The sequence below is a fragment of the Geodermatophilus sp. SYSU D01176 genome (assembly GCF_054050015.1).
Genome location: NZ_JBJGYN010000002.1, coordinates 104,448 through 130,172, shown reverse-complemented (window position 1 = coordinate 130,172; position 25,725 = coordinate 104,448). Strand labels below are relative to the sequence as shown.

Genomic DNA, 25,725 nt, shown 5'->3' with positions numbered 1-25,725 from the left:
CCCAGGGTAGCCGTCGGAGCTCCGGCGCCCGGCGAGCTGCCCGGTCCGGGAACCCGGGCCACCCGTAGGCTCGCCAGCCGTGGACGTCATCCCGCTCTTCCCGCTGGGGACGCCGCTGTTCCCCGGGGTGGTCCTGCCGCTGCAGGTCTTCGAGCCGCGCTACCGCCGGCTGGTGCGGGACCTGCTGGAGCTGCCGGAGGGCCCGGCCCGTTCCTTCGGCGTCGTGGCCATCCGGCAGGGCTGGGAGGTGGAGCACGTCGCCCCGGCCGAGGCGCTCTACGACGTCGGCTGCACCGCGCTGCTGCAGAAGGTGCACCCGCAGGCCGACGGCGGGTTCCGCGTCGTCGCCGTCGGCGGCGACCGCTTCCGGCTGCTCGACCTCGTCGTCGGCGAGGACCCGCCCTACCTGCAGGCCGAGGTGGAGTGGCTGGCCGAGGAGGAGGCCGCCGAGGAGGCTGCCGGCGACCACGAGGGGCTGACCGCGCCCGGGGGGTGGCCGGCCGACCCCCGGCACGAGGACCTGGTGTCGGAGGTGGCGCGCGGCTCGATGGAGGTGCTGGTGCGCGGGGTGGGCGGGCTGTTCGCCCGCTACGTCACCGCGGTGGCCACGCTGACCGGGGACGTCGACGGCGAGGAGCCCGAGACCGCCGACCTGCTCGACGCCGTCTCCGGGGACCCGCGGGCGCTGTCCTACCTGGTGGCCTCGGCGGCGCTGCTGACCGCCGAGGACCGGCAGACGCTGCTCGCCGAGTCCGCCACCCGCCGGCGGCTGCAGACGGAGTCCCGACTGCTGCGCCGCGAGCTCACGCTGCTGGAGACGGTGGGCGCGGTGCCCGCTCCGCTGCAGCGCTTCACCGGCCCGCGCAGCGTGAACTAGACGAGTAAGTCCGAGCGGGATCAGTGGTCATAGGCGATCAGTGATCTTGTGACCGGCTGGCCGGTCTGGCGGTTGTGCCAGATGGCGGCGGTGAGGGCGAGTAGGCGCTGGGCGACGCGCACGGTAACCCCGGCCAGGCTGCGGCCGCCGTGCAACTCCAGGTCCAATTGGCCCTTGAGCGTGTCATGGCCCGATTCGATGAGCTGGCGGATCGGGGCGAGCAGCCGCTGTCCGGGGCGGGGCGTGCGGTTGCGGTAGGACGGGCGTAGCAAGCCGATGCCGTGGTCGGTCAGGTAGCGGTCGAGCTCGGCGGAGACGTAGCCCTTGTCGGCGATGAGCAGCAACCCGGGACGGTTGGCGAGCAGCTCGGCGTCGTGGTCGAGGACGGCCATGAGCACCTGGCGCTCATCGAGCTTGGGATGGGCCAGCGCCCAGGTGATCGGCAGTCCGGCCGGGGTGCAGATCAGGTGCAGCCGCAGTCCCCAGAAGTAGCGGGAGTGGCTGGCGCAGTATCCGTAGCCGGCCCACCCGGCCAGGTCCGAGCGCTGCGCCGTGGGCCGGGATCGGGCGCACTCCACCGGGGTGGAGTCCACCAGCCAGACCGGGTCGGCCCACAGATCGGTGTCCGCGGCCAGCATCCTGATCAGCCGCTGCACCAGTGGCAGGGCCGCGCGCAGCCGCTTGTTGTAGCCGGACTGGCCGGGCAGATAAGGGAACGCGCCGGGCAAGGCTGCGGGCACCGCCCGCAGCCAGCGGGCCTCGGAGCGCACGCCCAGCAGCGCCTGGGCCACGGCCAGGGTGAGCAGCTCGGCGTCGGTCAGCTTCGGCGGGCGACCGGCGCGGCGCCGAGGGCTCAGATAGTCGTCGATCCAGACATAGAGTGCGGTCAGGAGGGTGTTTAGGTCGGTCCTCACAACCCCGAGCCTGAACACCCTCCGCCCGTCTCTACAGCGGCCTTCGGCCCTCCGGGGCGTTAGGACTTATTCGTCTAGTAGGGAGGACCCCGTCCCCCCACCCCTCGTGGAAGGAGCCCCGTCCTACCCTCCCCTCGCAGGCTCAGGGCGGGGCCCGGGCCCCTGGACGGGGCCGACCTCACGGAGCAGCGGCGCGTCGGCCGGCGGGACGGCGGCCGGCACGGGGTCGGCCCGGTCGAGGTCCTCGGCGGCGGTGAGCAGCGTGGACACCACGTAGGCCAGGACGGCGAGGAAGGGTGCGACCGCCAGTGCCGCCGGGGAGCCCAGCTGCAGCGGGGTGACCACCCGGGTGCCAGTGGCGGAGAGCTCGGCCGGCGAGGGACCCGCGCCCAGTAGCTCGCCGAGCTGCCAGGCGGCGAGGGAGGCCAGCACCGTCCCGACCGCCAGGGCGAGCACGGTGGCCACCCCGCGGCGGCGGCGCAGCCGCCAGGCGACCAGCCCGGCGACGAGCCCGAGCCCGCCCAGCAGGAGCGTGTAGACGCCGTCGTCGGCGATCAGCAGCTCGGGCGGGGGCTGCCCGACCGGGACCGGGCCGTCCGCGGTGACCTCGAACGTGGCCCGCGGCGCGAGCGCCCACCACAGCAGCCCGGCCGCGACCCCGGCGAGGAGCAGCACGCCGGCCAGCACCAGCGAGCCCCGCAGGTCGGCGCGCAGCTCGTCGCGGCCCGACCACGGGATGCCCGCGCCCCACCGGGCGGGGCGGACGGGCGGCGCCCCGGCGGGCACGACGGGTGCGGGGGTGCTCTCCACGTCCCCAGTGAACCCTGCCGGACCGGCCGTCTCATCCCCGGCGGCCGGACGGCCGATCAGCGCGCCGCCCCCGGCCCCCTCCCACGCCGGCCCCGTCCAGAGGCGCGCCGCGAGCCCGGTCACGTGCTGGAACGGCCATCCTCCAGGGGCCCACGCCGAGCCTGCGAGGCGTGGGGGGAAGGGTGGTCCTCCTTCACAGGAGGGCGACGCTCGTCGGACCCAGCAGCGCCTTGATGTCACCCATGAGCGCCGTGCTGGGCCGCACCCGCAGCCCCTGGTCCAGCCGCAGCACGGTCTCCCGGTTGCCGTTGACCAGCTTCAGCTGCACCTCCGTGGTGCCCGGGTGGCTACCCAGCACCTCGCGGAGGCGCTCGACGACCGGCGGGGTGCAGCGGGCCGCCGCCATCGACACCAGGACCGGGCCGCGCGCACCCTCGGTGAGCTCGGGGATGGTGACCTCGGAGCCGAACAGCGACGGCTGGTCGTCGCGCCGGCTGATCCGGCCCTTGACCACGACGATCTGGTCGCGGACGACCTTCTCCGAGACCTCCGCCCACGTCTTCGGGAAGAAGAGCACCTCGATGCCGGACTCGAGGTCCTCGAGGGTGGCGATCGCCCAGGGGGCGCCCTGCTTGTTGGTGCGCGGGGCGACCGAGGTGAGGATGCCGGCGATGGTGACGTTCGCGCCGTCCTCGACGCCGCCGGCGTTGATCTCGGCGATCGGCGTGTCCGCGTTGGCCGCCAGCACGTGCTCCACGCCGTGCAGCGGGTGGTCGGAGACGTAGAGGCCGAGCATGTCCCGCTCGAACACCAGCCGCTCGGACTTCGACCAGTCCGCCGTGGGGATCGCGATGTCCAACGCCCCGCTGAACGGGTCGTCCTCGCCGGAGTCCCCGCCGAAGCTGCCGAACAGGTCGAACTGCCCCTCGGCCTCCTTGCGCTTGAGCGCCATCGCCGAGTCGACGGCCTGGGCGTGCACGGCGACGATGCCTTGACGGGAGTGGCCGAGGGAGTCGAAGGCGCCGGCCTTGGCCAGGGACTCGATGACCTTCTTGTTGCAGGCCACCGTGTCGATCTTGCGCATGAAGTCCGCGAAGTCCTTGAAGGCGCCCTTCTCCTCGCGGGCCCGGCGGATCGAGTCCACGACGTTGTGCCCGACGTTGCGCACCGACGCGAGACCGAAGCGGATGTCGGTGCCGACCGCGGTGAAGTCCCAGGACGACTCGTTGACGTCCGGGGGGAGCACCTTGATGCCCATCCGCCGGCACTCGGCCAGGTAGATCGGCCGGCGGTCCTTGTCGTCGCCGACGCTGGTGAGCAGCCCGGCCATGTACTCGGCCGGGTAGTTGGCCTTGAGGTACGCCGTCCAGTACGAGACCAGGCCGTAGGCGGCCGAGTGGGCCTTGTTGAAGGCGTAGTCGGCGAACGGGACGAGGATGTCCCACAGCGTCTTGATCGCCGCGTCGGAGTAGCCGCGCTCCTTCATTCCGGCCTCGAACCCGACGAACTCCGCGTCGAGGACCGACTTCTTCTTCTTGCCCATCGCGCGGCGCAGCAGGTCGGCCTTGCCGAGCGAGTACCCGGCGACCTTCTGCGCGATCGCCATGACCTGCTCCTGGTACACGATGAGGCCGTAGGTCGTGCCGAGGATGTCCTCCAGCGGCTCGGCCAGCTCCGGGTGGATCGGCGTGATCTCCTGCTGGCCGTTCTTGCGCAGCGCGTAGTTGGTGTGCGAGTTCGCACCCATCGGGCCGGGCCGGTAGAGGGCGCCGACGGCGGAGATGTCCTCGAAGTTGTCCGGCCGCATGAGCCGCAGCAGCGAGCGCATCGGGCCGCCGTCGAACTGGAAGACGCCGAGGGTGTCGCCGCGGGACAGCAGCGCGTAGGTGGCCGGGTCGGTGAGGTCCTTGCTGATCTCGTCGAGGTCGATCGGCTCCTTGCCGTTCGCGACGATGTTGCGCAGCGCGTCGTCGATGACCGTGAGGTTGCGCAGGCCCAGGAAGTCCATCTTCAGCAGGCCGAGCGTCTCGCAGGTCGGGTAGTCGAACTGCGTGATGATCGCGCCGTCGGCCTCGCGCCGCATGATCGGGATCGAGTCGATCAGCGGGTACCGGCCGATGATGACGCCGGCGGCGTGCACGCCCCACTGGCGCTTGAGGCCCTCGAGCTTGCGGGCCTGGTCGACCACCTCGGCCGCGCCCGGGTCGGACTCGTAGCGGGCCCGGAACTCGGCGGCCTCCTTGTAGCGCGGGTGGGCGGGGTCGAAGACCCCCGACAGCGGGATGCCCTTGCCCATCACGTCCGGGGGCATGAGCTTGGTCAGCTCGTCACCCACCGAGTAGGGCCGGTCGAGCACCCGGGCGGCGTCCTTGATCGCGGCCTTGGCCTTGATGGTGCCGTAGGTGACGATCTGGCTGACCCGCTCCTCGCCGTACTTCTGCGAGACGTACTGGATGACCTCGCCGCGGCGGCGGTCGTCGAAGTCGATGTCGACGTCGGGCATGGAGACGCGCTCGGGGTTGAGGAACCGCTCGAAGATCAGCCCGTGCGCCAGCGGGTCGAGGTCGGTGATGCCCATGGCGTAGGCGGCCAGCGAACCCGCCGCCGAGCCACGGCCCGGGCCGACCCGGATGCCGTTGTCCTTGGCCCAGTTGATGAAGTCGGCGACCACGAGGAAGTACCCCGGGAAGCCCATCTGGGTGATGATCCCGACCTCGTAGTCGGCCTGCTTGCGCACGTGGTCGGGGATGCCGTTCGGCCAGCGCTTGTGCAGCCCACGCTCGACCTCCTTGACGAACCAGGAGGTCTCGTCCTCCCCCGGCGGCAGGGGGAACCGGGGCATCAGGTCGGCGCCCTCGGTGAAGCTGACGTCGCACATCTCCGCGACCAGCAGCGTGTTGTCGCAGGCGGAGGCGAGCTCGCCGGGGAACAGCGCCCGCATCTCCGCGGCGGACTTCAGGTAGTAGCCGTCACCGTTGAACTTGAAGCGGTTGGTCTCGTTGAGCCGCGACCCGGTCTGGATGCACAGCAGGGCGTCGTGCGCCTCGGCGTCCTCCTTGTGCGTGTAGTGCAGGTCGTTGGTCGCCAGCAGCGGGATGTCCAGCTCGCCGGCGATCTGCATCAGCTGCGGACGGGTCTTCTTCTCGATGGAGAGCCCGTGGTCCATCAGCTCGGCGAAGAAGTTCTCCTTGCCGAAGATGTCCTGGAAGTCGGCGGCGGCCTGGCGGGCGCGGTCGTACTTGCCGGCCCGCAGCCACATGTTGACCTCGCCCGACGGGCAGCCGGTCGTGGCGATGAGGCCCGCGCCGTAGCGCTCGAGCAGGTCGCGGTCGAACCGCGGCTTGCGGTACTGCCCCTCGAGGCTGGCCATCGAGGAGATGCGGAAGAGGTTGTGCATCCCCTCCGTCGTCCGCGCCAGCAGCGTCATGTGCGTGTAGGCGGCCTTACCGCGGGACGAGCCGCCCTCGCCGTCCTCGTCGATGAGGTTGTCGCCGAAGTCGAACGGCGCGCGGTCGAAGCGCGAGCCGGGCGTGTAGTAGCCCTCCATGCCGATGATCGGCTTCACGCCGGCGCCCTTGGCCTGCTTGTAGAAGTCGTAGGCGCCGAAGACGTTGCCGTGGTCGGTCATCGCCAGGGCGGGCATCCCCTGCTCCGCGGCGGCCTTGGTGACCTCCGGCAGCTTGGCCGCGCCGTCGAGCATCGAGTACTCGGTGTGTACGTGCAGGTGCACGAACGAGTCGGACGACGGGGTGCTCACAGGCGTCGGTGCTCCTCACGGGTCGTGCGTGCCCGGCCGTCGGGGATCCGGCGGGCGACCGGCGGGGAAGACCGGCGGTGCTGTGGTCCGGGGTGCGGGCCGGGGGCTGACCCGATCCTCGCACCACGGAGGTCTACAGCGGGGGACCGACAGGAAGGTGTCTCGCCACAGGCGGACCGATCCGTCACAGCGGCCGGCGCATCGTGACGTGTGCGATGCCCGCCTCCTCGTAGACGCCGCCGACGGCGGTGTAGCCGGCCCGCTCGTAGAAGCCCCGGGCCGTCAGCTGGGCGTGCAGCTCCGCCTCAAGGAGCCCCAGCGCGGCCGCCTGCCGGTGCAGCTCGGCGAGGACGTCGGCGCCGTGGCCACGCCCGCGGGCCGACGCGTCGACCGCCATCCGGCCGATCACCCCGCGGCCGTCCCGGACCACCAGCCGCCCGGTGGCCACGACGCGGCCGGCGGCGTCCCGCGCGACGGCGTGCACCGCGGTGGCGTCGTGCTCGTCCTGCTCGATCTCGGCGGGCACGCCCTGCTCTTCGACGAAGACCCGGGTGTGCAGGGCGACGACTTGGGGCCAGTCCGCGGCGGTCGCCACCCGCGCGGTCACGCGACCTCCGCGCTGCGCTCGTCGGCGGGTGCCCGCCGCGGTGCTGCCCCGACGCGTGAGCTCGCACGCTCGCTCACGTCGGCCTCCGGGCGATGTCCGGCAGCGCGGAGGCGGGCACCAGCAGGAAGCGCAGGTCGATCAGCGCGTGCAGCAGGACCGGGAGCAGCAGCGACCCGGTGCCGAGGTAGAGCCCGGCCATGATGCCGCCCAGGACGCCGGTGGTCACGATGCCGGCAACGCCCTGGTAGGCGTGCGCCAGCCCGAACGCCAGCGCGCCGATCGCCACCAGCACGGGGGTCGGCAGCCCACCGCCGACCGCGGCGACGACGGCGAGGAGGAACCCGCGGTAGAGCCACTCCTCGCAGACGCCCGCGGTGACCCCGACCAGCGTGAACAGCCGCCGCTCGGTCGTCGTCCGCGGCAGCAGGGCGAGGGTGGCGTGCACGGCGGGCTCGGAGTGCCGGCCCTCGCCCGGCCGGCGCAGCTCGCTCGCCGCCCGGGTCAGCGCGCCGGAGCGCAGCGCCCGCGTGGAGACGACGACGAAGCCGAGGACCGCGACGGTGGCCGCGACGGCGAACGGGCCCGGCCACGACCGCGGCCAGCGCAGGCCCACGGCGGCGGCGTCCACGCCGGGCGCGGACAGCCAGACGACCAGGGCGAGCACCGCCAGCCCCCACTCCAGCACCAGCAGCCGGACGTAGAAGGACCGGCGCGCGCCGTCCTCGGTGCGCAGCCGGCCCTCGAAGCGGCGGTGCAGCACGTGCCCGACGACCGGCTCGCCGACCACCAGGTAGCCGGCGACGACCACCGCGGACAGCGCGGCCGGACCCCAGTCGGCCAGCGAGCCGGGCAGCCCGACCGGGTTCATGGCCGAGCTCGCACGCTCGCTCGCACCGGCGTCAGGACTCGGCGCGCAGGATGTCGAGCGCGCCGGCCAGGTCGGGCGGGTAGGGGCTGGTGAACTCCATCCAGCGGCCGTCGCCCGGGTGCGGGATGCCCAGGCGCGCGGCGTGCAGCCACTGCCGGGAGACCCCCAGCCGGGCGGCCAGGGTCGGGTCGGCGCCGTACATGGCGTCGCCGACGCAGGGGTGCTGCAGCGCCGCGAAGTGCACCCGGATCTGGTGGGTCCGGCCGGTCTCCAGCCGGATGTCGACCAGGCTGGCGGCCGGGAAGGCCTCGACGACCTCGTAGTGGGTCACCGACGGGCGCCCGCCCTGGACGACGGCGAACTTCCAGTCGTGCTTCGGGTGCCGGTCGATCGGGGCGTCGATGGTGCCGCGCGACGGGTCGGGGTGGCCCTGGACGAGGGCGGCGTACCCCTTCTCGACCGTGCGCTGCTTGAACGCCGCCTTGAGCGCGGTGTAGGCCCGCTCGCTCTTGGCCACGACCATCAGCCCCGTCGTCCCGGCGTCGAGCCGGTGGACGACGCCCTGCCGCTCGGCGGCACCGGAGGTGGCGATGCGGTAGCCGGCCGCCGCGAGTCCGCCGACGACGGTGGGACCCTCCCAGCCGGGGCTGGGGTGCGCGGCGACGCCGACGGGCTTGTCGACCACCACGACGTCGTCGTCGTCGTGGACGACGGTCAGCCCGGCGACCGGCTCCGGCGCGGCCGGCTCCCCGGGCGGCGGGGGCAGCTCGACCTCCAGCCAGCTGCCGCCGCTGACCCGGTCGCCCTTGCCGCGGACCCGGCCGTCGACGACCACCCGGCCCTCGTCGGCGAGGTCGGCGGCCGCGCCGCGGGAGAGGCCGAAGAGCCGGGACAGCGCCTGGTCGACGCGCTGACCCTCGAGCCCGTCGGGCACCGGGAGGGCCCGGTGCTGGCCCGCGGGACTGATCACGGCGTCCATTCTGACCGTCGCAGCGGGAGAGCCGGCGCAGCACTGCCGGCGCCGGGCCGCTCGCGGCAGGTGGATCCGCGCCCCGGCCCTCCCCGGGGCCGGTGACGGACCGGGACGTCCACCCTCCAGGGGCCCGCGCCGAGCTCGCGAGGCGGGAGCAGGAGGGTGCCCTTCCTCAGTCGCGCGCCGGGGCGTCGCCCCCGGTGCTGCGGGTGCCGTCGAACTCGATGCCGCGCAGCGCGAGGACCACGCCCAGGACGCCGCCGCAGACGATCGCCGAGTCGGCGATGTTGAAGACCGGGTAGAACTCGCCGTCCGGCGCGAACACGGAGATGAAGTCGACGACGCCGCCGCGCAGGAAGCCGGGCTCGCGGAAGACGCGGTCGACGAGGTTGCCCACCGCGCCGCCGAGCACCAGGCCGAGTGCGACGGCCCAGCCGGTGGAGAACAGCCGGCGGGCGGTGCGCACGATGACCACCGCGACGGCGACCGCGATGAGCGTGAAGACGACGGTGAAGCCCTCGGCGAAGGAGAACGCCGCGCCGGTGTTGCGGGTGTGGGTCAGGTACAGCGCCCCGCCGAGCAGCCGGATGTCCGCCCCGCGCTCGACGGTGGCGACGACGGCCAGCTTGGTGGCCAGGTCGAGGACCAGCACCGCCAGCGCGAGCGAGAGCAGCAGGCGGGTGCGGGGCCGGCGTCCCGCGGTGCCCCCGCCGGCCGCGACGGCGCCGTCCTGGGGGTCGCTCGGTCGGTCCGGGGCGTCGCTCGGCGTGGGCAGGGGGGCTCCTCGGTCGATGGCCTGGGTGGCTGGCGCGGCCGGTGGCCGGCGTCCCGATCGACGATAGCGGCGACCGGCCACGGCCCTGCGCCGTCCGCCGGGTTCGCAAATCGGGACCGGTGTGATCCATCTCATGACCCTCTGCGAGGCAGCACACCACCCGGAGTGACATGTTCGGAGGTCACCTGGTCGATGTTGGAGGGCAGCACCCTCCCCTTGAGCCGGAAGGCCGTCGTGTCCACCGATCTCGCACCAGCCACCGACCCCGACGTCGTGCTCGTGGGCGGCGGCGTCATGAGCGCGACCCTGGCGTCGCTGCTCGAGGTCGTCGCTCCGGACTGGAGCGTGACCGTCTTCGAGTCCGGGCCCGCGGTGGCCGGCGAGAGCTCCGGCGCCTGGAACAACGCCGGCACCGGGCACGCGGCGCTGTGCGAGCTCAACTACACGCCCGCCGGCCGGGACGGCTCGGTCGACGTCACCAAGGCCGTGACGATCAACGAGCAGTTCGCCGTGTCCCGCCAGTTCTGGTCGCACCTGGTGCGCTCCGGGCTGACCGGCTCGCCCAAGGACTTCATCACCCCCGTGCCGCACGTCAGCTTCGTGACCGGCGAGGCGGGCCGCTCCTACATGCGCACCCGGCACGCCGCCATGGCCGCGCAACCGGTGTTCGACGGCCTGGAGTACACCGACGACCCGGCCGTGCTGGCCGAGTGGGTGCCGCTGGTGATGGCCGGCCGACCCACCGAGCAGGTCGTCGCCGCCACCCGCTCCACCGCGGGCACAGACGTCGACTTCGGGGCGCTGACCGGGCTGCTGTTCGGCGCCGCCGAGGACCGGGGCGTGCACGTGCACGTCAACCAGCGGGTCACCGACGTCGAGCGCCGGGACGACGGCCGCTGGTCGGTGACCGTGCGCGACGCCGTCTTCGGCGAGGAGCGCACCGTCCGCACCCGCTTCCTGTTCGTCGGTGCCGGTGGCGGCGCGCTGCCGCTGCTGCAGAAGGCCGCCATCCCCGAGATCCGCGGCTTCGGCGGCTTCCCGGTGAGCGGCATGTTCCTGCGGACCAACTCCCCGGAGCTGGTCTCCGCCCACCAGGGGAAGGTGTACGGCCAGGCCGCCGTCGGCGCACCGCCCATGTCGGTGCCGCACCTCGACCTGCGCCTGATCGACGGCGACCACTCGCTGCTCTTCGGCCCGTACGCCGGCTTCTCGCCGAAGTTCCTCAAGGCCGGCTCGGTGTTCGACCTGCCGCTGAGCGTCAAGCCGAACAACCTGGGCTCGATGCTGGGCGTGGCCCGCACCGAGCTGGCGCTCACCCGCTACCTGATCGGCGAGCTGCTCCAGTCGCGCCGCGCCCGGCACGAGACGCTGCAGGCGTTCGTGCCGCTGGCCGAGCAGGCGGACTGGGACATGATCACCGCCGGCCAGCGGGTCCAGGTGATCAAGCGCGACCCGGCGTCCGGCCGCGGGGTGCTGCAGTTCGGCACCGAGCTGGTCGTCGGCGGCGAGGGGACGATCGCCGGTCTGCTCGGCGCCTCCCCCGGCGCCTCGACGGCGGTCTCGGCGATGCTCACCGTGCTCGAGCGCTGCTTCCCCGACCGGATCGCCGCCTGGCGGCCGAAGCTGCAGGAGGCGATCCCCTCCTACGGCCGCCGGCTCAACGAGGACCCGGCGCTGCTGGCCGAGGTCCGCGCCCAGACGATGCAGGCGCTCGAGCTCAACGGCTGAGTCCGCCGAACACACGCCGAACGCCCCCTCCGGTCCTCGGAGGGGGCGTTCGGCGTGTGTCGGCCCGACGACTCCAGGCAACGCGCTCCCCGCTTCGTCGTCCGGAGCGCCTGTGGGGAAGCCGTGGCCCGGGACGAGAGCCGGGGGCGGCACCTGGCCGCGGTGTCGGCCGGGGGCCCGCCTGCAGGGGACCACCGCGAGCCTGGGGTGGTGGGGCAGGCGGGCCCTTTCTCAGTCGACCTGTGAGGCTTCTCCGGTCTCGCCGCGCCAGGTGGCCAGCCGGCCGGCCCGGCTGACCGCCCGCAGCCGGCGCTCGGCCTCCGCGCGTGACCCGCGCGCGGACACCAGCAGCGCCTGGTCGCCGCGCATCAGCCGGGTCGTCGGGCCGGGCACGAACGACCGCCCGTCGCGCACGATGAGGACCACCGCCGCGTCGTCGGGCAGCCGCAGCTCCGGCAGGTAGACGCCGTGCAGCCGCGACCCGTCCGGCACGGTCAGCTGCATCAACTCGGCGTCCAGCTCCTCCAGGGGTGCAGCCTCGACCTGCACGTCGCGAGGCGTGACCGGGGTGGCGATCCGCAGGCGCCGCGCGAGCCACGGCAGCGACCAGCCCTGGACGATCGTGAAGACGACGACCAGCACGAAGACCGTGTCGAAGACGGTCGTCGCCCCGGGCACCTGCGCGGTCAGCGGGATGATGGCCGCGACGATCGGCACCGCCCCGCGCAGGCCGGCCCAGGAGATGAAGACCTGCTGCGCCCAGGGGAACCGGAACCACACCAGGCTGGCTCCCACCGACAGCGGACGGGCGAGCAGCAGCAGCGCGGCGCCCACCACGAGCGCCGGCCCCACGGCGTCGGCCAGCCGGCCCGGCGACACGAGGAGGCCGAGGAGGACGAACAGGCCGATCTGCGCCAGCGAGGCCATGCCCTCGGCGAAGCCGACGCTGGCCGTGCGGTGCGGGACAGTGGCGTTCCCGAGCACGACGCCGCAGAGGTAGACGGCGACGAAGCCCGACGTGTGCGCCAACGAGGCCGACGAGTACGCGAGCACGCAGAGCGCCAGCGTCGCCAGGGGGTAGAAACCGGCCACGGGCAGTGCCACACGGCGCAGCAGGGCGGCGCCACCGAAGCCGATTCCGACCCCGATGACGGCCCCTCCGAGGAGCTCGACGACCACCACCACGCCCACCAGCCACCACGGCTGCGTCGTCGCTCCGGTGAGCGACTCGGCCAGGACGGTCACGAGCAGGATGACCGGGGCGTCGTTGAGGCCGCTCTCCGCCTCCAGGGAGGCCGCCAGCCGGCGCGGAAGGGGCAACCGCCGCAGCGTGGCGAAGACGGCGGCGGCGTCGGTGGAGCTGATGACGGCGGCCAGCAGGAGGGCGAAGCCCCAGTCGAAGCCGAGGAGGAGGACGCCGATGCCCGCAGTCACGCCCACGCTGACCGCGACGCCGATGGTGGACAACGCGATCCCGGGTCCGATCGCCCGCCTGACGTCGCCCCACCGGGTCGTGAGACCACCTTCGGCCAGGATGACGACGAGCGCGGCGTATCCCAGCGTCTGCGTGAGCCCGTAGTCCTCGAACTCCACGCCGAGGCCGCTCTCCCCCATGGCCACCCCGAGCGCGAGGTAGAGCAGCAGGCTGGGCAGGCCCAGCCGATCTGCCAGTCGGAGCGCGATGGCCGCCACGAGGACGACGACCGCACCCACGGCGAGCGCGACGGTGACCGTCGGGTTCACCGCGCGTGCCTGTCCACCTCCGCATTCTCCCGTACGCCGAGGCCGGCCCCGTCCTGCGACCCGGCGGGCCGGGTGGGGACGGGCGGCGGAACCCGGTGGCGGGCTCGGGGATGATGGGGGTGTGAGCTCACCCGGCCCCTTCCGCGCGCTGCCCTCTCAGGTCGACCTGCCCGCCCTGGAGCAGGAGGTCCTCGGCCGCTGGGAGGCCGACAAGGTCTTCGCCCGCACGCTGGAGGCCTCCACCGGCCGGCCGCAGTGGAACTTCTACGAGGGCCCGCCGACGGCCAACGGCCGCCCCGGCACCCACCACATCGAGGCGCGCGCGTTCAAGGACGTCTTCCCCCGGTTCAAGACCATGCAGGGCTGGCACGTGCCCCGTCGCGCCGGCTGGGACTGCCACGGCCTGCCGGTGGAGATCGCCGTCGAGCAGGAGCTCGGCTTCGCCGGCAAGCCGGACATCGAGCGCTACGGCATCGCGGAGTTCAACGCCCGCTGCCGCGAGTCGGTCATGCGGCACGTCGACGCCTTCAGCGACCTGACCCGCCGGATGGGCTACTGGGTCGACATGTCCACCGCCTACTGGACGATGGACCAGGCCTACATCGAGAGCGTCTGGTGGTCGCTCAAGCAGGTGCACGGCAAGGGTCTGCTGGTCGAGGACCACCGGGTGGCGCCGTACTGCCCCCGCTGCGGCACCGGCCTGTCCGACCACGAGGTCGCCCAGGGCTACGAGTCGATCACCGACCCGTCGGTGTACGTCCGGCTGCCGGTCACCAGCGGCGAGTGGGCGGGGAAGGCCGACCTGCTCATCTGGACGACGACGCCGTGGACGCTGCCGAGCAACACCGCGGTCGCCGTCCACCCGGACGTGACCTACGCGGTCGCCCGCACCGCCGAGGGCACGTTCGTCGTCGCCGAGCCGCTGCTGACCGCCGTCCTGGGCGAGGACGCCGAGGTGCTCGCCCGCACCACCGGCCGCGACTGGGAGCGGGTGACCTACCGGCGCCCGTTCGAGCTGGTCGACTTCCCGGACGACAACGCCCACTACGTCGTCCTGGCCGAGTACGTCACGACCGAGGACGGCACCGGCCTGGTGCACCAGTCCCCCGCGTTCGGCGCCGACGACCTCGCCACGACCCGCGCCTACGGCATGGCCGTGGTCAACCCGATCGACGGCACGGGCCACTTCCTGCCGGAGGTCGGCCTGGTGGGCGGGCACTTCTTCAAGGGCGCCGACCCGACCCTCGTCGAGGACCTGCAGCGGCGCGGCGTCCTCCTGCGCGAGCAGCGCTACGAGCACACCTACCCGCACTGCTGGCGCTGCCACACGCCGCTCATGTACTACGCGCAGCCGTCCTGGTACATCCGGACGTCCGCGGTCAAGGACCAGCTGCTGGCGGAGAACGAGAAGACCTCCTGGTACCCCGAGCACATCCAGTGGGGTCGCTACGGCGACTGGCTGCGCAACAACGTCGACTGGGCGCTGTCCCGCGACCGGTACTGGGGCACCCCGCTCCCGGTCTGGCGCAACGACGCCGACCCGGAACGGTTGGTCGTCGTCGGCTCGCTGGCCGAGCTCTCGGAGCTGACCGGCCGCGACCTGTCCGACCTGGACCCGCACCGGCCGTTCATCGACGAGGTCACCTTCACCCTGCCCGGCGAGGAGGGGACCTACCGGCGGGTGCCCCAGGTCATCGACGCCTGGTACGACTCCGGCTCCATGCCCTTCGCGCAGTGGGGTGCGCCGTACCGCAACCAGGCAGAGTTCGAGGCCGCCTACCCGGCGCAGTTCATCTGCGAGGCGATCGACCAGACCCGCGGCTGGTTCTACTCGCTGATGGCGGTCGGCACGCTGGTGTTCGAGCGGAGCTCGTACGAGAACGTGCTGTGCCTGGGCCACATCCTGGCCGAGGACGGCCGGAAGATGAGCAAGCACCTGGGCAACATCCTCGAGCCGATCCCGCTGATGGACCGGCACGGCGCCGACGCCGTCCGCTGGTTCATGCTGGCCGGCGGCTCGCCCTGGTCGGCCCGCCGGGTCGGGCACGAGACGTTGTCCGAGGTGGTCCGCAAGGTGCTGCTCACCTACTGGAACACCGCGAGCTTCTTCACCCTCTACGCCGAGACCAACGGGTGGGACCCGGCGTCCTCGCCCGCCCCGGCGCCGGCCGAGCGGCCGCTGCTGGACCGCTGGGCGCTGGCCACCCTCGCGCAGGTCACCGAGGGCGTCACCGCGGCGATGGAGGACTTCGACACCCAGGGCGCCGGCCGGCTGATCGCGCAGTTCGTCGACGACCTGTCCAACTGGTACGTGCGCCGGTCGCGCCGGCGGTTCTGGGACGGCGACCCGGCGGCGCTGGCCACGCTGCACGAGGTGCTCGACGTGCTGACCCGGCTGATGGCGCCGTTCACCCCGTTCGTCACCGAGGAGGTGTGGGCCCGCGCCGTGTCCCCGGGGCTGGCCGACGCGGTCGACAGCGTGCACCTGGCCTCCTGGCCGGCCGTCGACGAGGACGCCCGCGACCCGCGGCTGGTCGAGCAGGTGGCGCTGGTGCGCCGGCTGGTCGAGCTGGGCCGCTCGGCGCGAACGTCGGCCAAGGTGCGCACCCGCCAGCCGCTGGCCCGCGCGGTCGTGGCGGCGCCGGGGTGGGCGGAGCTGCCGCGCGACCTGGTCGCCGAGGTGGCCGACGAGCTGAACGTGCAGGAGCTCGCCGACCTGTCCACCGTCGGCGGCGACCTGGTCGACGTCAGCGTGAAGGTCGACTTCCGCGCGGTCGGGCGCCGGCTGGGCAAGCAGGTGCAGGCGGTGGCCAGGGCGGTCGCCGCGGCCGACGCCCCGGCCCTGGTGGCCGCCTACCGCGCCGGGACGGCGTCGGTGGAGGTCGACGGCGCGACCGTGCCCCTGGAGGACGGCGACCTGGTCGTCACCGAGACGCCCCGCGAGGGCTGGACGGTGGCCAGCGGTGGCGGGCTGACCGTCGCGCTGGACCTGGAGCTGACCCCGGAGCTCGAGCGGGCCGGCCTGGTCCGCGAGGCGGTGCGGCTGCTGCAGGAGGCCCGCAAGAACAGCGGGCTGGCCGTCAGCGACCGCATCCAGCTGTGGTGGACCGCCGACGACGCGATGGCGCAGGCGCTCACCGAGCACGGCGCGCAGGTGGCCGACGAGGTGCTCGCCGTCCGGGTGCACGCCGACACCGCCGGGGACGGCGAGGGGATCGAGGGCCCGGCCGGCTCGCGGTTCTGGGTGGCCCGCGCCGAGGCCTGACAGCGGTGTGCTGATCGGTTGACGGTCGTGCCGTCGCGGCGCGGCGAGATCGGCGGTCTCGCCCGCTTCGAGGCCTGTGAGTGTGCGAGATCGCCGATCTCGCACGCTGACCCACCCCGCACCAACGCGAGAACCGCTGTGAGCCGGCTCCGTCCCGGGCGCCGCCGGCCCCCTGCAGGTCCCGCCGCGGGGGTGCGAGGGGCGTGGAGCAGGGCGTCCTCCCACGGAGGGAGGGCGGGGTCCTCCTTCAGTTGCCGCGGGCGGCCCGCCGCCGGGAGCGCTCGGTGTCGGCGAGGTGCCGCACGGGGCGGCAGGTGACGCAGGGCGTGAACCCGTCGGTGCGTGCCTCGACCATGGGCAGCGGGATCCCCTCGCGGCCGTCGAGGGAAGGGCAGCCGGCCAGGTGGTAGCGCGGGTGCTCGTCGACGACCAGCACCTCGTCGTCCAGGTCGACCACCAGCAGCAGGTCGGTGACCTCGACGTCCTCCTCGCCGGGCTCCCCCGTCGTCGCGTCCGTCGGGCTCTCGCGCGGCTCGTGGGCGCCGCGACGCGCCGGCGCCTCGGGGTGCCCGTTGGCGGCGGGCGCGCTCGGCGGGACGACGGCCGACGGCTCCTCGGTGGGCGGCGCAGGCCAAGGCTCCGGCTCCGGCATCCGGACGGCGGTCGCCCCGGCCGGCCGGGGCGCGGCCTCGGGTTCGGGGACGGCGAGCGGCTCCCGGGTGGCGGGCGGGTCCGCGGCCGGGGCCGGCTCGGCGGACACCACCGGCTGCGGTGCGGTCCCGGGTCCCGCCGGCGCCTCGGGCGGCCGCGTGCCGGTGGGCGGCGTCGCCGCCCTCGTCCCGGCGCGCGAGGGCGCCTCCGACGCGCGCCGGTCGAACCCGCGGGCCTCGCGGGCCATGCGCAGCCGCGCCACGACCAGCACGACGGCGGCGAGTCCACACGCCGCCACGCAGGCCCAGTACAGGGTCGTGGTGCCGGTGACGACGCCGCCGATGAACAGCCCCAGGCCCAGCAGGACCAGCAGACCCGCAGCCAAGATCACGCGCCGACTGTAGCCGGGACCACAGCCGCGGGCCGCGCCGTCGCCCGGGAACGCGACTGGGCCCCCGGACGGTGTCCGGGGGCCCAGTCGCGTTCCCGTCCAGAGGCCCGCCGCGCGCCGGCGGGCGGCGGGGAGGGCGGGGTCCTCTGTCAGGCGCTGGCGTGCTGGTTCTGCCGGCTGTTCGAGGCCGGCTCCGCGGAGCCGCGGCTGTCGAGGTCGCGCAGGTGCGACTCCAGGTAGGAGCGCAGCCGGGTGCGGTACTCGCGCTCGAAGGTGCGCAGCTCCTCGATCTTGCGCTCGAGGCTGCTGCGCTTCTCCTCCAGCGAGCCCATGACCTCGGCGTGCCGGCGCTCGGCGTCCTGCTCGAGCGCGGCGGCCTTGGCGCGCGACTCGCGCTCCATCGTGTCGGCGCGGGTGCGCGCGTCACCGACCATCGAGTCGGCGCGCATCTTGGCCTCGCTGACCATCTGCTCGCTCTTCGCCCGCGCCTCGCTGACCATGCGCTCGCTGTTGGTCTTGGCCGAGGCGACCATCTGGTCGGCCTGCGCCTTGGCCTCGTTGACGTACTTGTCGGCCGTCTCGGTGGCCAGGGCCAGCATCCGCGAGGCGCGGGCGCTGTCGTCCTCGCGCACGGGCGCCGGCGGGGGCGGCGGAGCGACGGCGGGCGTGGGCGCCGGGGGCTCGGGGGCCTCGACGGCGCGCGGGGTGCGGCCGGTCGCGGAGCCCGAGCGCAGCTCGTTGTTCTCCTCGATCAGCCGGGCCAGCTCGGCCTCCACCACGTCGAGGAACGCGTCGACCTCGTCCTCGTCGTAGCCCCGCTTGCCGATCGGCGGCTTCTTGAAGACGACGTTGTGCACGTCGGCAGGCGTGAGTGGCATCGACTTCACCTCGGGTCGGACAACGGGGACAGGGACGACGTCGGACGAGCGGCGGACGGCCCCGAGCGGCCGCCGGGACCGCCGCCCCGGGCTGGGGCAGCGGTCACCCGGCGGAGAACGCGAGGCTGTCCACGATGCCACGCAGGATGTACACGGCGATCAGGAGCACCATAAACGCGAGATCCAGCCGGATCGACCCCAGGTTCAGCGGCGGGATCACCTTCCGGATGGCCTTGAGCGGCGGGTCGGTCGTCGCGTAGACGACCTCCAGACCCGCCGCCACCAGGCCGGAGGGGCGCCAGCTGCGCGCCAGCACCATCACCCAGTCGACGACGAACCGTGCGAAGAGCAGCACGAGGAAGACGAGCAGGACCGACGAGAGGATGTTCCAGAAGAGAGCCACGGTCCTCGCTCGTCCAGGGGCACCTGCCCGGGGTGCCGGTCCGTCCTGCTGTCGGGCCTCAGGACTCGGCGGGGAACCCACCCTCGCGGATGCGCGCCTTGTCCTCGGCCGTCACGTCGACGTCCTGCGGGCTGAGCAGGAACACCTTGTTCGTGACGCGCTCGATGCTACCGCGAAGCCCGAACGACAGACCCGCAGCGAAGTCGACGAGCCGCTTCGCGTCGGCGTCGTCCATCTCGGTGAGGTTCATGATCACCGGCTTGCCGTCACGGAAGCTCTCGCCGATCTGGCGGGCCTCGTTGTAGGTGCGCGGGTGCAGCGTGGTGATCCGGTAGGGCTGCGGGGCCGGGGCGGGCGCCGGCGCCGGAGCCGGCTCGGGCGCGGCGGCCACCGGCTCGCGGACGGCGAGGCCGGCCGCGCCGACGGGGCCGGACACGGCGGTCGCCGGGCCGGGCACCGACCCGGCCGGCCCGCCGAGGCGGGCGGCGGCGGAGCCGCCCGGGGACGGCGCCAGACCGAGGTTGCGGTTGGCCGCGGAACGGCGGGGCAGCGTCAGCGGCTCGGGGTCCGGCGCGGGCGGCAGGTCGGCGTCGAGGTCCGCGAAGTGGTCGCCGGCCCGGTAGTCGCCGTCGCGGTAGCCCTCGCCCCGGTACTCGGGGTCGTAGCGGTCACCGACGTCGTAGCGGTCGTCGTAGCCGTCCTCGGAGGCGTACCGGGAGTACCGGCGCTCCTCGAGGCGGTCGTAGCGGTCGGCGTCCCCCTGGCGGGCCTCGTACCGGCCGTAGGCCCGGGCGTCGTCGTCCTCCACGAGCCCGAGGTAGATGCCCATCTTGCGCATGGCTCCGGCCATCAGCCCGCCCCTCTGTGTGCCGTGCGTGGTCACCCGGGCCGCTGGGACCCGTGTGACAGGTGTGACTCGTCCTCCGGGGAGGGTAGGTCCCGCTCCCCGAACAGCGCGGTTCCGACACGCACGAGCGTGCTGCCCGCTGCGATCGCCTCCTCCAGGTCGGCGGTCATCCCGGCGGAGAGGTCGCGCGCCCCGGGGTGGTCGCGCCGCACCCGCTCGGCCAGCGCCGCGAGCCGCTCGAAGGCGGGTCGGGGTCCCTCCCCCCGCGGCGCGACCGCCATGAGGCCGCGCAGGACGAGGCCCTCGGTGGCAGCGACCGTGTCGGCGAGCGCCGTGACCTCCGCCGGGTCCGCTCCGCCGCGCGCCGCCAGCTCCCCCTCGGGCCCGCCGAGGTCGACCTGGAGGAACACCTCGACCGGCCGCCCGGTCTCCACGCCGACCCGGCCGAGGACGTGGGCCAGGGGGAGCCGGTCGACGGAGTGGACGACGGCGCCGAGCCGGGCGACCGCGGCGGCCTTGTTGCGCTGCAGCTGGCCCACCATGTGCCAGCGCAGCGGCAGGTCGGCCAGCTCGGCGGCCTTGGCGCCGAGCTCCTGGGCGCGGTTCTCCCCGAAGTCGGCCTGACCGAGCGCGGCGAGCTCGCGGACGGCGTCGGCGGGCCGGGTCTTGCTCACCGCCACCAGCTGCACCTCGGCGGGCTCGCGGCCGGCGGCCCGCGCCGCGGCGGCGATGCGGTCTCGGACGGCCTGCAGGCGGTCAGCCGGGGTGGTCACGGACCGATCATCCCTGGTGAGGCGCTGGAGCGGCCTGCCTGCAGGGTCCCGCCGCGAGCTCGCGAGTGGTGGGGGCAGGCAGGCCCTTCACCCGAGCCAGACGACGCCGGCCTGGCGGCCGGTCACGCCGTCCCGGCGGTGGGAGAAGAGGAAGCGGTCCTCGACGGTGCACCGGGGGTCGTGCACCACCTGTCCGACACCGCCGCCGCGCAGGACCTCGGCCAGCCCGGCCCGCAGGTCGAGCCCCGGCGTCCCCGTGCGGGTGCGGACCGCCGCGGCCGGGGCCACGCGGGCCACCTCGGCCTGCATCGCCCGGGGCACCTCGTAGCAGGCGCCGCAGACCGCCGGGCCCAGGAGCGCTGCGACGTCGGCGGGGCGGCTGCCCAGCCGCGCCATGGCGGCCAGGGCGGCGGGGACGACGCCGGTGCGGACGCCCTCCCGACCGGCGTGCACCGCGGCCACCACGCCGGCGACGGGGTCGGCGAGCAGCACCGGCACGCAGTCGGCGACCAGCACGCACAGCACGAGGCCCGGCGTACGCGTCACGACGGCGTCGGTCCCGGCCAGCGGGCCGTCGACCGGGCCGTCGACGACGGTGACGCGCCGGCCGTGGACCTGGTCCATCCACACCAGCCGGTCGGCGCCGACGCCGAGCTCGCGGGCGAGCCGCTCGCGGTTGGCGGCCACGGCGACCGGGTCGTCACCGACGTGGACGCCGAGGTTGAACGAGTCGTAGGGGGCAACGGAGCGGCCGCCCCGCCGGTCGGTGACGACCCGTCGGGGTCGCACCGCCTGCGGGGCGGCCGGTACCGAGCTCACAGTGCGGCCCCCGTGCAGGGGCCCGCCACGAGCTCGCGAGTGGTGGGGGGCACGGGGGTCCTTCTACTGGCGCAGGAACTCCGGGATGTCGAGCTCCTCCTCGAAGTCCTCGCTGGACAACGGGCGCCGGCCCGCGGCGGCCGCGTTGGCACCGGGCACCGGCGGCAGCGGCGGCACGGTGATCCCGCCACCGGCGGCCGGACGGCCGGGCAGCTGCGAGGGGGACGGCGGGTTCGGCTGCGCCTGGGCCTGCGGGGCGTGGGGCCGCCCCGAGGCGACCAGCCGCTCCCCCGTCGGGACGCCGGCCACCGGCTGCGGGTGCAGCGGCATCCGCGGCGCGGTCGGCGGGGCCACCGGGCCGGCGGCCGGCACCGAGGCGATGCCGGCCTCCTTGCGACCCTGCGGCTTGCCGCCGTCGAAGCCGGCGGCGATCACGGTCACCCGCACCTCGTCACCGAGGGCGTCGTCGATGACGGCACCGAAGATGATGTTGGCGTCGGCGTGCGCGGCGTCGGAGACCAGCGAGGCGGCCTCGTTGATCTCGAACAGGCCGAGGTCCGAGCCCCCGGAGATCGACAGCAGCACGCCGTGGGCGCCCTCCATCGAGGCCTCCAGCAGCGGGCTGGCGATCGCCTGCTCGGCGGCCAGCAGCGCCCGGTTGTCACCGCGCGCGCTGCCGATGCCCATGAGCGCGGACCCGGCGCCGGACATGACCGACTTGACGTCAGCGAAGTCCAGGTTGATCAGGCCCGGCGTGGTGATCAGGTCGGTGATGCCCTGGACACCGGAGAGCAGCACCTGGTCGGCGGTGCGGAAGGCGTCCATGACGCTGACGTTGCGGTCGCCGAGCTGGAGCAGCCGGTCGTTGGGGATGACGATGAGCGTGTCGCACTCGTTGCGCAGCTCCTCGATGCCCGACTCGGCCTGGACGGCCCGCCGCTTGCCCTCGAAGGAGAACGGGCGGGTGACGACGCCGATGGTCAGCGCACCGAGCTTGCGGGCGATCGAGGCGACGACGGGCGCGCCGCCGGTGCCGGTACCGCCGCCCTCCCCCGCGGTCACGAAGACCATGTCGGCGCCCTTGAGCACCTCCTCGATCTCCTCGCGGTGGTCCTCGGCGGCCTGCCGCCCGACGTCGGGCTGCGCGCCGGCACCCAGGCCGCGGGTCAGCTCGCGGCCGACGTCGAGCTTGACGTCGGCGTCGCTCATCAGCAGCGCCTGCGCGTCGGTGTTGATGGCGATGAACTCGACCCCTTTGAGGCCGACCTCGATCATCCGGTTGACCGCGTTCACACCGCCGCCGCCGATGCCGACGACCTTGATGACCGCGAGGTAGTTGTGCGGAGGTGTCATGTGGGGCTCCCGACCTCGACCCTCATCCTCAAGTAAAGCCTTATAGTTATGTCAACTGGGTCGACGCGCACGAAGTTAGGTGGGGCGTCACGGGCCCTACAAGCACCCTCCGGGGACCGGCGTGTCGCGAACGCGTGTCCACACCGACCTCGCAGGACCCAGTGGTCACATCTGCACCACCGTGCGTGACGACCCGCGCACCGGATCTCTCATGTGCAGGTCGAGGGCGGTGACATGCCCGGCATCCGGAACTCGCCGAAGTGATCTGCGGCGTCGGGCGTGTCGCGGCTCCGCGCGTGTCGTCCCGGCCGGGGCCGCACACGCGGTGGGGTCGACCGGCGACCGAGCGCAGTCCCGGGCTACTGCCGGGGCACGCGCCCCATGAGGAAGAACTCCTCGTTCGGCGGGATGGCCGCCCAGTGGGCCAGCCGGTTGGACAGCGCGAACAACGACACGATCGCGCCGACGTCCCACACGTCGTCCTCGGTGAGGCCGTGGCCGCGCAGCCGGTCGAGATCGGTGGCGGTCACCGCCGCCGGGTCCACCGCGAGCCGGACGGCGACCTCAAGCACGGCGTGCAGCCGCTCGGACACCGGCGCCTTGCGCCAGTCGACGGCGACCTGGTCGGCGAGGTACGGGTCGCGGGCGCGGATCCGGGCGATCGCCCCGTGCGCGACCACGCAGTAGAGGCAGTCGTTGGCCGCGCTGGTGGCGACCACGATCAGCTCGCGGTCGGCCGTGGACAGCCCGGGGGTGTCCTTGTCCATGAGCGCGTCGTGCAGCGCGAAGAACGCCGCCGCCTCGTCGGGGCGCCAGGCCAGCGCGGCGAAGACGTTGGGCAGGAAGCCCGCGCGCTCCTCGACGTCGGCGTAGCGGTCGCGCAGCTGCTGCGGCAGCTCGTCGCGCGGGGGGACGGGGAAGCGGCTGACCGGCCCGGTGCTCACCGGGTCACCCTCCCGTGCCGGGCGGGCCGGGGCCACCCGGTGTTCAGCGGAGGACGACGGCCGCGGGGGCGCTGACGTCGATGGTCCCGGCCGGCTCGAGGGTCCCGGCCTCCAGCTGGCGCAGCAGCGCGACGAGCGCGTCGGCCTTGTCCCCGGCGTGCTCCGCGCTCCCCCACAGCACCGTGGTGCCGTCCTCGAGGGTCAGCGTGACGTCCTCGGCGCTGGTCGCGCGGGCCTCGGCCAGGTCGACGCGGACGTCCTCCGGCAGCGCGACGAGGGCGGCCAGCACCGCGCGGGTGGCGCGGTCCTCGGGGCCGGGGTCGGCGACGTCGAGCGGGACCACGCCGACCGGCGGGTAGCCGGTGACCGTGTCGAAGAGCACGCCGTCGGGGTCGACCAGCGAGCGCGTCCCTGCCTGCTCCACCACCGCGACCGGCACCCGCTCGACCACGGTGACGACGACGCTGCGCGGCCAGCCGCGGGTCACCTCGACGTCGGCCACCTGCGGCAGCCGCGCGACGCGGGCCTCGGCCCCGTCGATGTCGACCCGCAGCAGCGGCGTCCCCTCGGCGATGCCGGCGACGTCGACGACCTCGGCGGCGGTCAGCGTGCCGGCGCCGTCCACCCGCACCGCGGAGACGGCGAGCACGGGGCTCCCCCACAGCAGCCAGCCGAGCAGGCCCAGCACGGCGGCGGCCACGCCCGCCCGGGCCAGCAGCCGTCGCCGGCGGTCGGCCGGGGTGTCGCGCCGCGGGCGGACGGCCGGACGGCGGCGGGGCCGCGCCTCGGCGCCGGCCCGGGAGGACCCCCCACCGCGCGCGCGGTCGCTGGTGGTCGTCCCCGAGCGGCTCACCGCGCAGGACCCCCCGGGTCGCCGGCGTGGGGGGAACCGGAGCGGGCCCGCAGCGCCTCGAGCACCTCCGGCCCGACCATGGAGACGTTGCCGGCGCCCATGGTGATCACCAGGTCGCCGGGGCTGGCCCGCTCGGCCAGCGCGGGGGCGGTGGCCGACCAGGACGGCTCGAAGTGCACCCGCCCGGCCGGCAGCGCGACCGCGTCGGCGACCATGGCGCCGGTGACGCCGGGGACCGGGTCCTCGCGGGCGCCGTAGACGTCCATGACCACGACCTCGTCGGCCAGGCCGAGGGCCGCGCCGAACGCGCCGGCGAACTCCCGGGTGCGGCTGTACAGGTGCGGCTGGAAGGCCACGACGACGCGGCCGGGGCCGGCGACCGCCCGCGCGGCGCGCAGCTGCGCCTCGACCTCGGTCGGGTGGTGGGCGTAGTCGTCGTACACGCGCACCCCGCCGACGGTCCCCTTGAGCTCGAAGCGGCGGTGCACCCCGCCGAACCGCCCCAGCCCTGCGATCAGCCCCTCGGCGGGCAGCCCGAGCTCGAGCCCGGCCAGCAGCGCGGCGGCGCTGTTGCGGGCCATGTGCTCCCCGGGCACCCGGATCGACACCCGGCCGAGCACCACGCCGTCGAGGACCGCGGTCCAGGCGGTGGCCTCGGCTCCGACCTCGACGTCGACCAGCCGCAGGTCGGCGTCCTCCGCGGTGCCGTAGGTGCGCACCCGCGCCGGGGTGGGCACGGTGCGCAGCCGGGCCGAACCGGGGTCGTCGGCGCAGAGGACGACGAACCCGGCGGGGTCGACGGTGCCGAGGAACCGGTCGAACGCGGCCTCGACCGCGGCCAGGTCGCCGTAGTTGTCCAGGTGGTCGGCCTCGACGTTGGTGACGATCGCGCCGTGCGGGGCCAGCAGCAGGAAGGAGCGGTCGCTCTCGTCGGCCTCGGCGACGAAGACGTCCCCCTTCCCGGCGTGCGCGTTGCTGCCCGACTCGTTGAGGTCGCCGCCGATGGCGAAGGAGGGGTCCACGCCGCAGGCCTGCACCGCGACGGTGAGCATCGAGGTGGTCGACGTCTTCCCGTGCGTGCCGGCCACCGCGACGCTGCGCTTGCCCGCCATCACCGCGGCCAGCGCCACCGCCCGGGGCAGCACCCGCAGGCCCCGATCGCGGGCGGCGGCGAGCTCCGGGTTGTCGTCGCGGATGGCGGTGGAGACGACGACGGTGTCGGCGTCCCCGAGGTGGGCGGGGTCGTGGCCCAGCTCCACCCGGGCGCCGAGCGCGCGCAGCGCCAGCAGCGTCGGGGTGTCCCGGCGGTCGCTGCCGGACACCGGGACGCCCCGGGCCAGCAGGATGCGGGCGATGCCGCTCATCCCGGCCCCGCCGATGCCGACGAAGTGGACCGCGCCCAGCTCCTCCGGGCTCGGCACCGGATCCGTCCACGCCGCCACGGCTGCGGCACTCACTCGTCCTCCTCGCTGGCGCGCGTCGGCCGCGTTCGCGCC

General features: G+C 74.3%; 21 protein-coding genes. 3 read left to right on the top strand and 18 right to left on the bottom strand.

What is annotated here, in order from left to right; all coding sequences use genetic code 11:
* Nucleotides 1–79: 79 nt before the first annotated feature.
* Complete coding sequence (locus ACI78Z_RS02135) at nucleotides 80–877, top strand: LON peptidase substrate-binding domain-containing protein (protein WP_457034870.1); 798 nt, start codon at nucleotides 80–82, stop codon at nucleotides 875–877.
* A gap of 20 nt (nucleotides 878–897) precedes the next feature.
* Here the strand turns inward: ACI78Z_RS02135 and ACI78Z_RS02130 are convergent, their stop codons facing one another.
* The 7 genes from ACI78Z_RS02130 to lspA all read right to left on the bottom strand — a co-directional run bounded on the left by ACI78Z_RS02130 (nucleotide 898) and on the right by lspA (nucleotide 9,662).
* Entirely contained in the window at nucleotides 898–1,791 is an 894-nt protein-coding gene (locus ACI78Z_RS02130; protein ID WP_457034869.1) for an IS982 family transposase, read from the bottom strand.
* A 123-nt stretch (nucleotides 1,792–1,914) separates the two neighbouring features.
* Nucleotides 1,915–2,601, bottom strand: coding sequence for a hypothetical protein (locus ACI78Z_RS02125; RefSeq protein ID WP_457034868.1), 687 nt, complete (start codon nucleotides 2,599–2,601; stop codon nucleotides 1,915–1,917).
* A 193-nt stretch (nucleotides 2,602–2,794) separates the two neighbouring features.
* A complete protein-coding gene (dnaE, locus tag ACI78Z_RS02120) occupies nucleotides 2,795–6,358 on the bottom strand; it encodes a DNA polymerase III subunit alpha (RefSeq protein ID WP_457034867.1) in 3,564 nt (1,187 codons plus the stop codon).
* Nucleotides 6,359–6,542: 184 nt separating this feature from the next.
* Nucleotides 6,543–6,965: a GNAT family N-acetyltransferase gene (locus ACI78Z_RS02115; protein WP_457034866.1), complete on the bottom strand. Its 423-nt coding sequence runs from the start codon at nucleotides 6,963–6,965 to the stop codon at nucleotides 6,543–6,545.
* A 73-nt stretch (nucleotides 6,966–7,038) separates the two neighbouring features.
* Nucleotides 7,039–7,833, bottom strand: a complete 795-nt coding sequence (locus ACI78Z_RS02110; RefSeq protein WP_457034865.1) for a CPBP family intramembrane glutamic endopeptidase — start codon at nucleotides 7,831–7,833, stop codon at nucleotides 7,039–7,041.
* 31 nt (nucleotides 7,834–7,864) lie between these two features.
* A complete protein-coding gene (locus tag ACI78Z_RS02105; RefSeq protein ID WP_457034864.1) occupies nucleotides 7,865–8,812 on the bottom strand; it encodes an RluA family pseudouridine synthase in 948 nt (315 codons plus the stop codon).
* A gap of 166 nt (nucleotides 8,813–8,978) precedes the next feature.
* Nucleotides 8,979–9,662 (bottom strand): signal peptidase II, encoded by a 684-nt coding sequence (lspA, locus tag ACI78Z_RS02100; protein ID WP_457034863.1) that lies wholly within the window; start codon nucleotides 9,660–9,662, stop codon nucleotides 8,979–8,981.
* Between the two features lie 153 nt (nucleotides 9,663–9,815).
* Here lspA and mqo point away from each other — a divergent pair, with 153 nt between their 5' ends.
* Nucleotides 9,816–11,309, top strand: coding sequence for a malate dehydrogenase (quinone) (gene mqo, locus ACI78Z_RS02095; RefSeq protein ID WP_457034862.1), 1,494 nt, complete (start codon nucleotides 9,816–9,818; stop codon nucleotides 11,307–11,309).
* Nucleotides 11,310–11,540: 231 nt separating this feature from the next.
* On the opposite strand, the gene ACI78Z_RS02090 is transcribed toward mqo, so the two are convergent.
* Nucleotides 11,541–13,052 (bottom strand): potassium/proton antiporter, encoded by a 1,512-nt coding sequence (locus ACI78Z_RS02090; RefSeq protein ID WP_457034861.1) that lies wholly within the window; start codon nucleotides 13,050–13,052, stop codon nucleotides 11,541–11,543.
* Between the two features lie 121 nt (nucleotides 13,053–13,173).
* Between ACI78Z_RS02090 and ileS the strand changes: the two genes are divergently transcribed.
* Nucleotides 13,174–16,317 carry an isoleucine--tRNA ligase gene (gene ileS / locus ACI78Z_RS02085; RefSeq protein ID WP_457034860.1) on the top strand — a complete coding sequence of 1,048 codons (3,144 nt, stop codon included), beginning with the start codon at nucleotides 13,174–13,176 and terminating at the stop codon, nucleotides 16,315–16,317.
* A 247-nt stretch (nucleotides 16,318–16,564) separates the two neighbouring features.
* Here ileS and ACI78Z_RS02080 read toward each other — a convergent pair whose 3' ends face one another.
* The 10 genes from ACI78Z_RS02080 to murC all read right to left on the bottom strand — a co-directional run bounded on the left by ACI78Z_RS02080 (nucleotide 16,565) and on the right by murC (nucleotide 25,686).
* Nucleotides 16,565–17,359, bottom strand: coding sequence for a hypothetical protein (locus ACI78Z_RS02080; protein WP_457034859.1), 795 nt, complete (start codon nucleotides 17,357–17,359; stop codon nucleotides 16,565–16,567).
* A 149-nt stretch (nucleotides 17,360–17,508) separates the two neighbouring features.
* Nucleotides 17,509–18,237: a DivIVA-like cell division protein Wag31 gene (gene wag31 / locus ACI78Z_RS02075; protein WP_457034858.1), complete on the bottom strand. Its 729-nt coding sequence runs from the start codon at nucleotides 18,235–18,237 to the stop codon at nucleotides 17,509–17,511.
* Between the two features lie 103 nt (nucleotides 18,238–18,340).
* A complete protein-coding gene (locus tag ACI78Z_RS02070) occupies nucleotides 18,341–18,640 on the bottom strand; it encodes a YggT family protein (protein WP_457034857.1) in 300 nt (99 codons plus the stop codon).
* 58 nt (nucleotides 18,641–18,698) lie between these two features.
* Nucleotides 18,699–19,490, bottom strand: coding sequence for a cell division protein SepF (locus tag ACI78Z_RS02065; RefSeq protein WP_457034856.1), 792 nt, complete (start codon nucleotides 19,488–19,490; stop codon nucleotides 18,699–18,701).
* 29 nt (nucleotides 19,491–19,519) lie between these two features.
* Nucleotides 19,520–20,260: a YggS family pyridoxal phosphate-dependent enzyme gene (locus tag ACI78Z_RS02060; protein WP_457034855.1), complete on the bottom strand. Its 741-nt coding sequence runs from the start codon at nucleotides 20,258–20,260 to the stop codon at nucleotides 19,520–19,522.
* 87 nt (nucleotides 20,261–20,347) lie between these two features.
* Entirely contained in the window at nucleotides 20,348–21,049 is a 702-nt protein-coding gene (pgeF, locus tag ACI78Z_RS02055; RefSeq protein ID WP_457034854.1) for a peptidoglycan editing factor PgeF, read from the bottom strand.
* A 93-nt stretch (nucleotides 21,050–21,142) separates the two neighbouring features.
* On the bottom strand, nucleotides 21,143–22,432 hold the full coding sequence (gene ftsZ / locus ACI78Z_RS02050; RefSeq protein ID WP_457034853.1) for a cell division protein FtsZ: 1,290 nt from the start codon (nucleotides 22,430–22,432) through the stop codon (nucleotides 21,143–21,145).
* Between the two features lie 359 nt (nucleotides 22,433–22,791).
* The gene (locus ACI78Z_RS02045; RefSeq protein ID WP_457034852.1) at nucleotides 22,792–23,376 is read right to left on the bottom strand and encodes a peroxidase-related enzyme; all 585 of its coding nucleotides are present in this window, start codon (nucleotides 23,374–23,376) and stop codon (nucleotides 22,792–22,794) included.
* Between the two features lie 43 nt (nucleotides 23,377–23,419).
* Nucleotides 23,420–24,229 carry a cell division protein FtsQ/DivIB gene (locus tag ACI78Z_RS02040; RefSeq protein ID WP_457034851.1) on the bottom strand — a complete coding sequence of 270 codons (810 nt, stop codon included), beginning with the start codon at nucleotides 24,227–24,229 and terminating at the stop codon, nucleotides 23,420–23,422.
* Nucleotides 24,226–25,686: a UDP-N-acetylmuramate--L-alanine ligase gene (gene murC, locus ACI78Z_RS02035; RefSeq protein ID WP_457034850.1), complete on the bottom strand. Its 1,461-nt coding sequence runs from the start codon at nucleotides 25,684–25,686 to the stop codon at nucleotides 24,226–24,228. The genes ACI78Z_RS02040 and murC overlap by 4 nt, the downstream gene beginning before the upstream one ends.
* Nucleotides 25,687–25,725 lie beyond the last annotated feature (39 nt).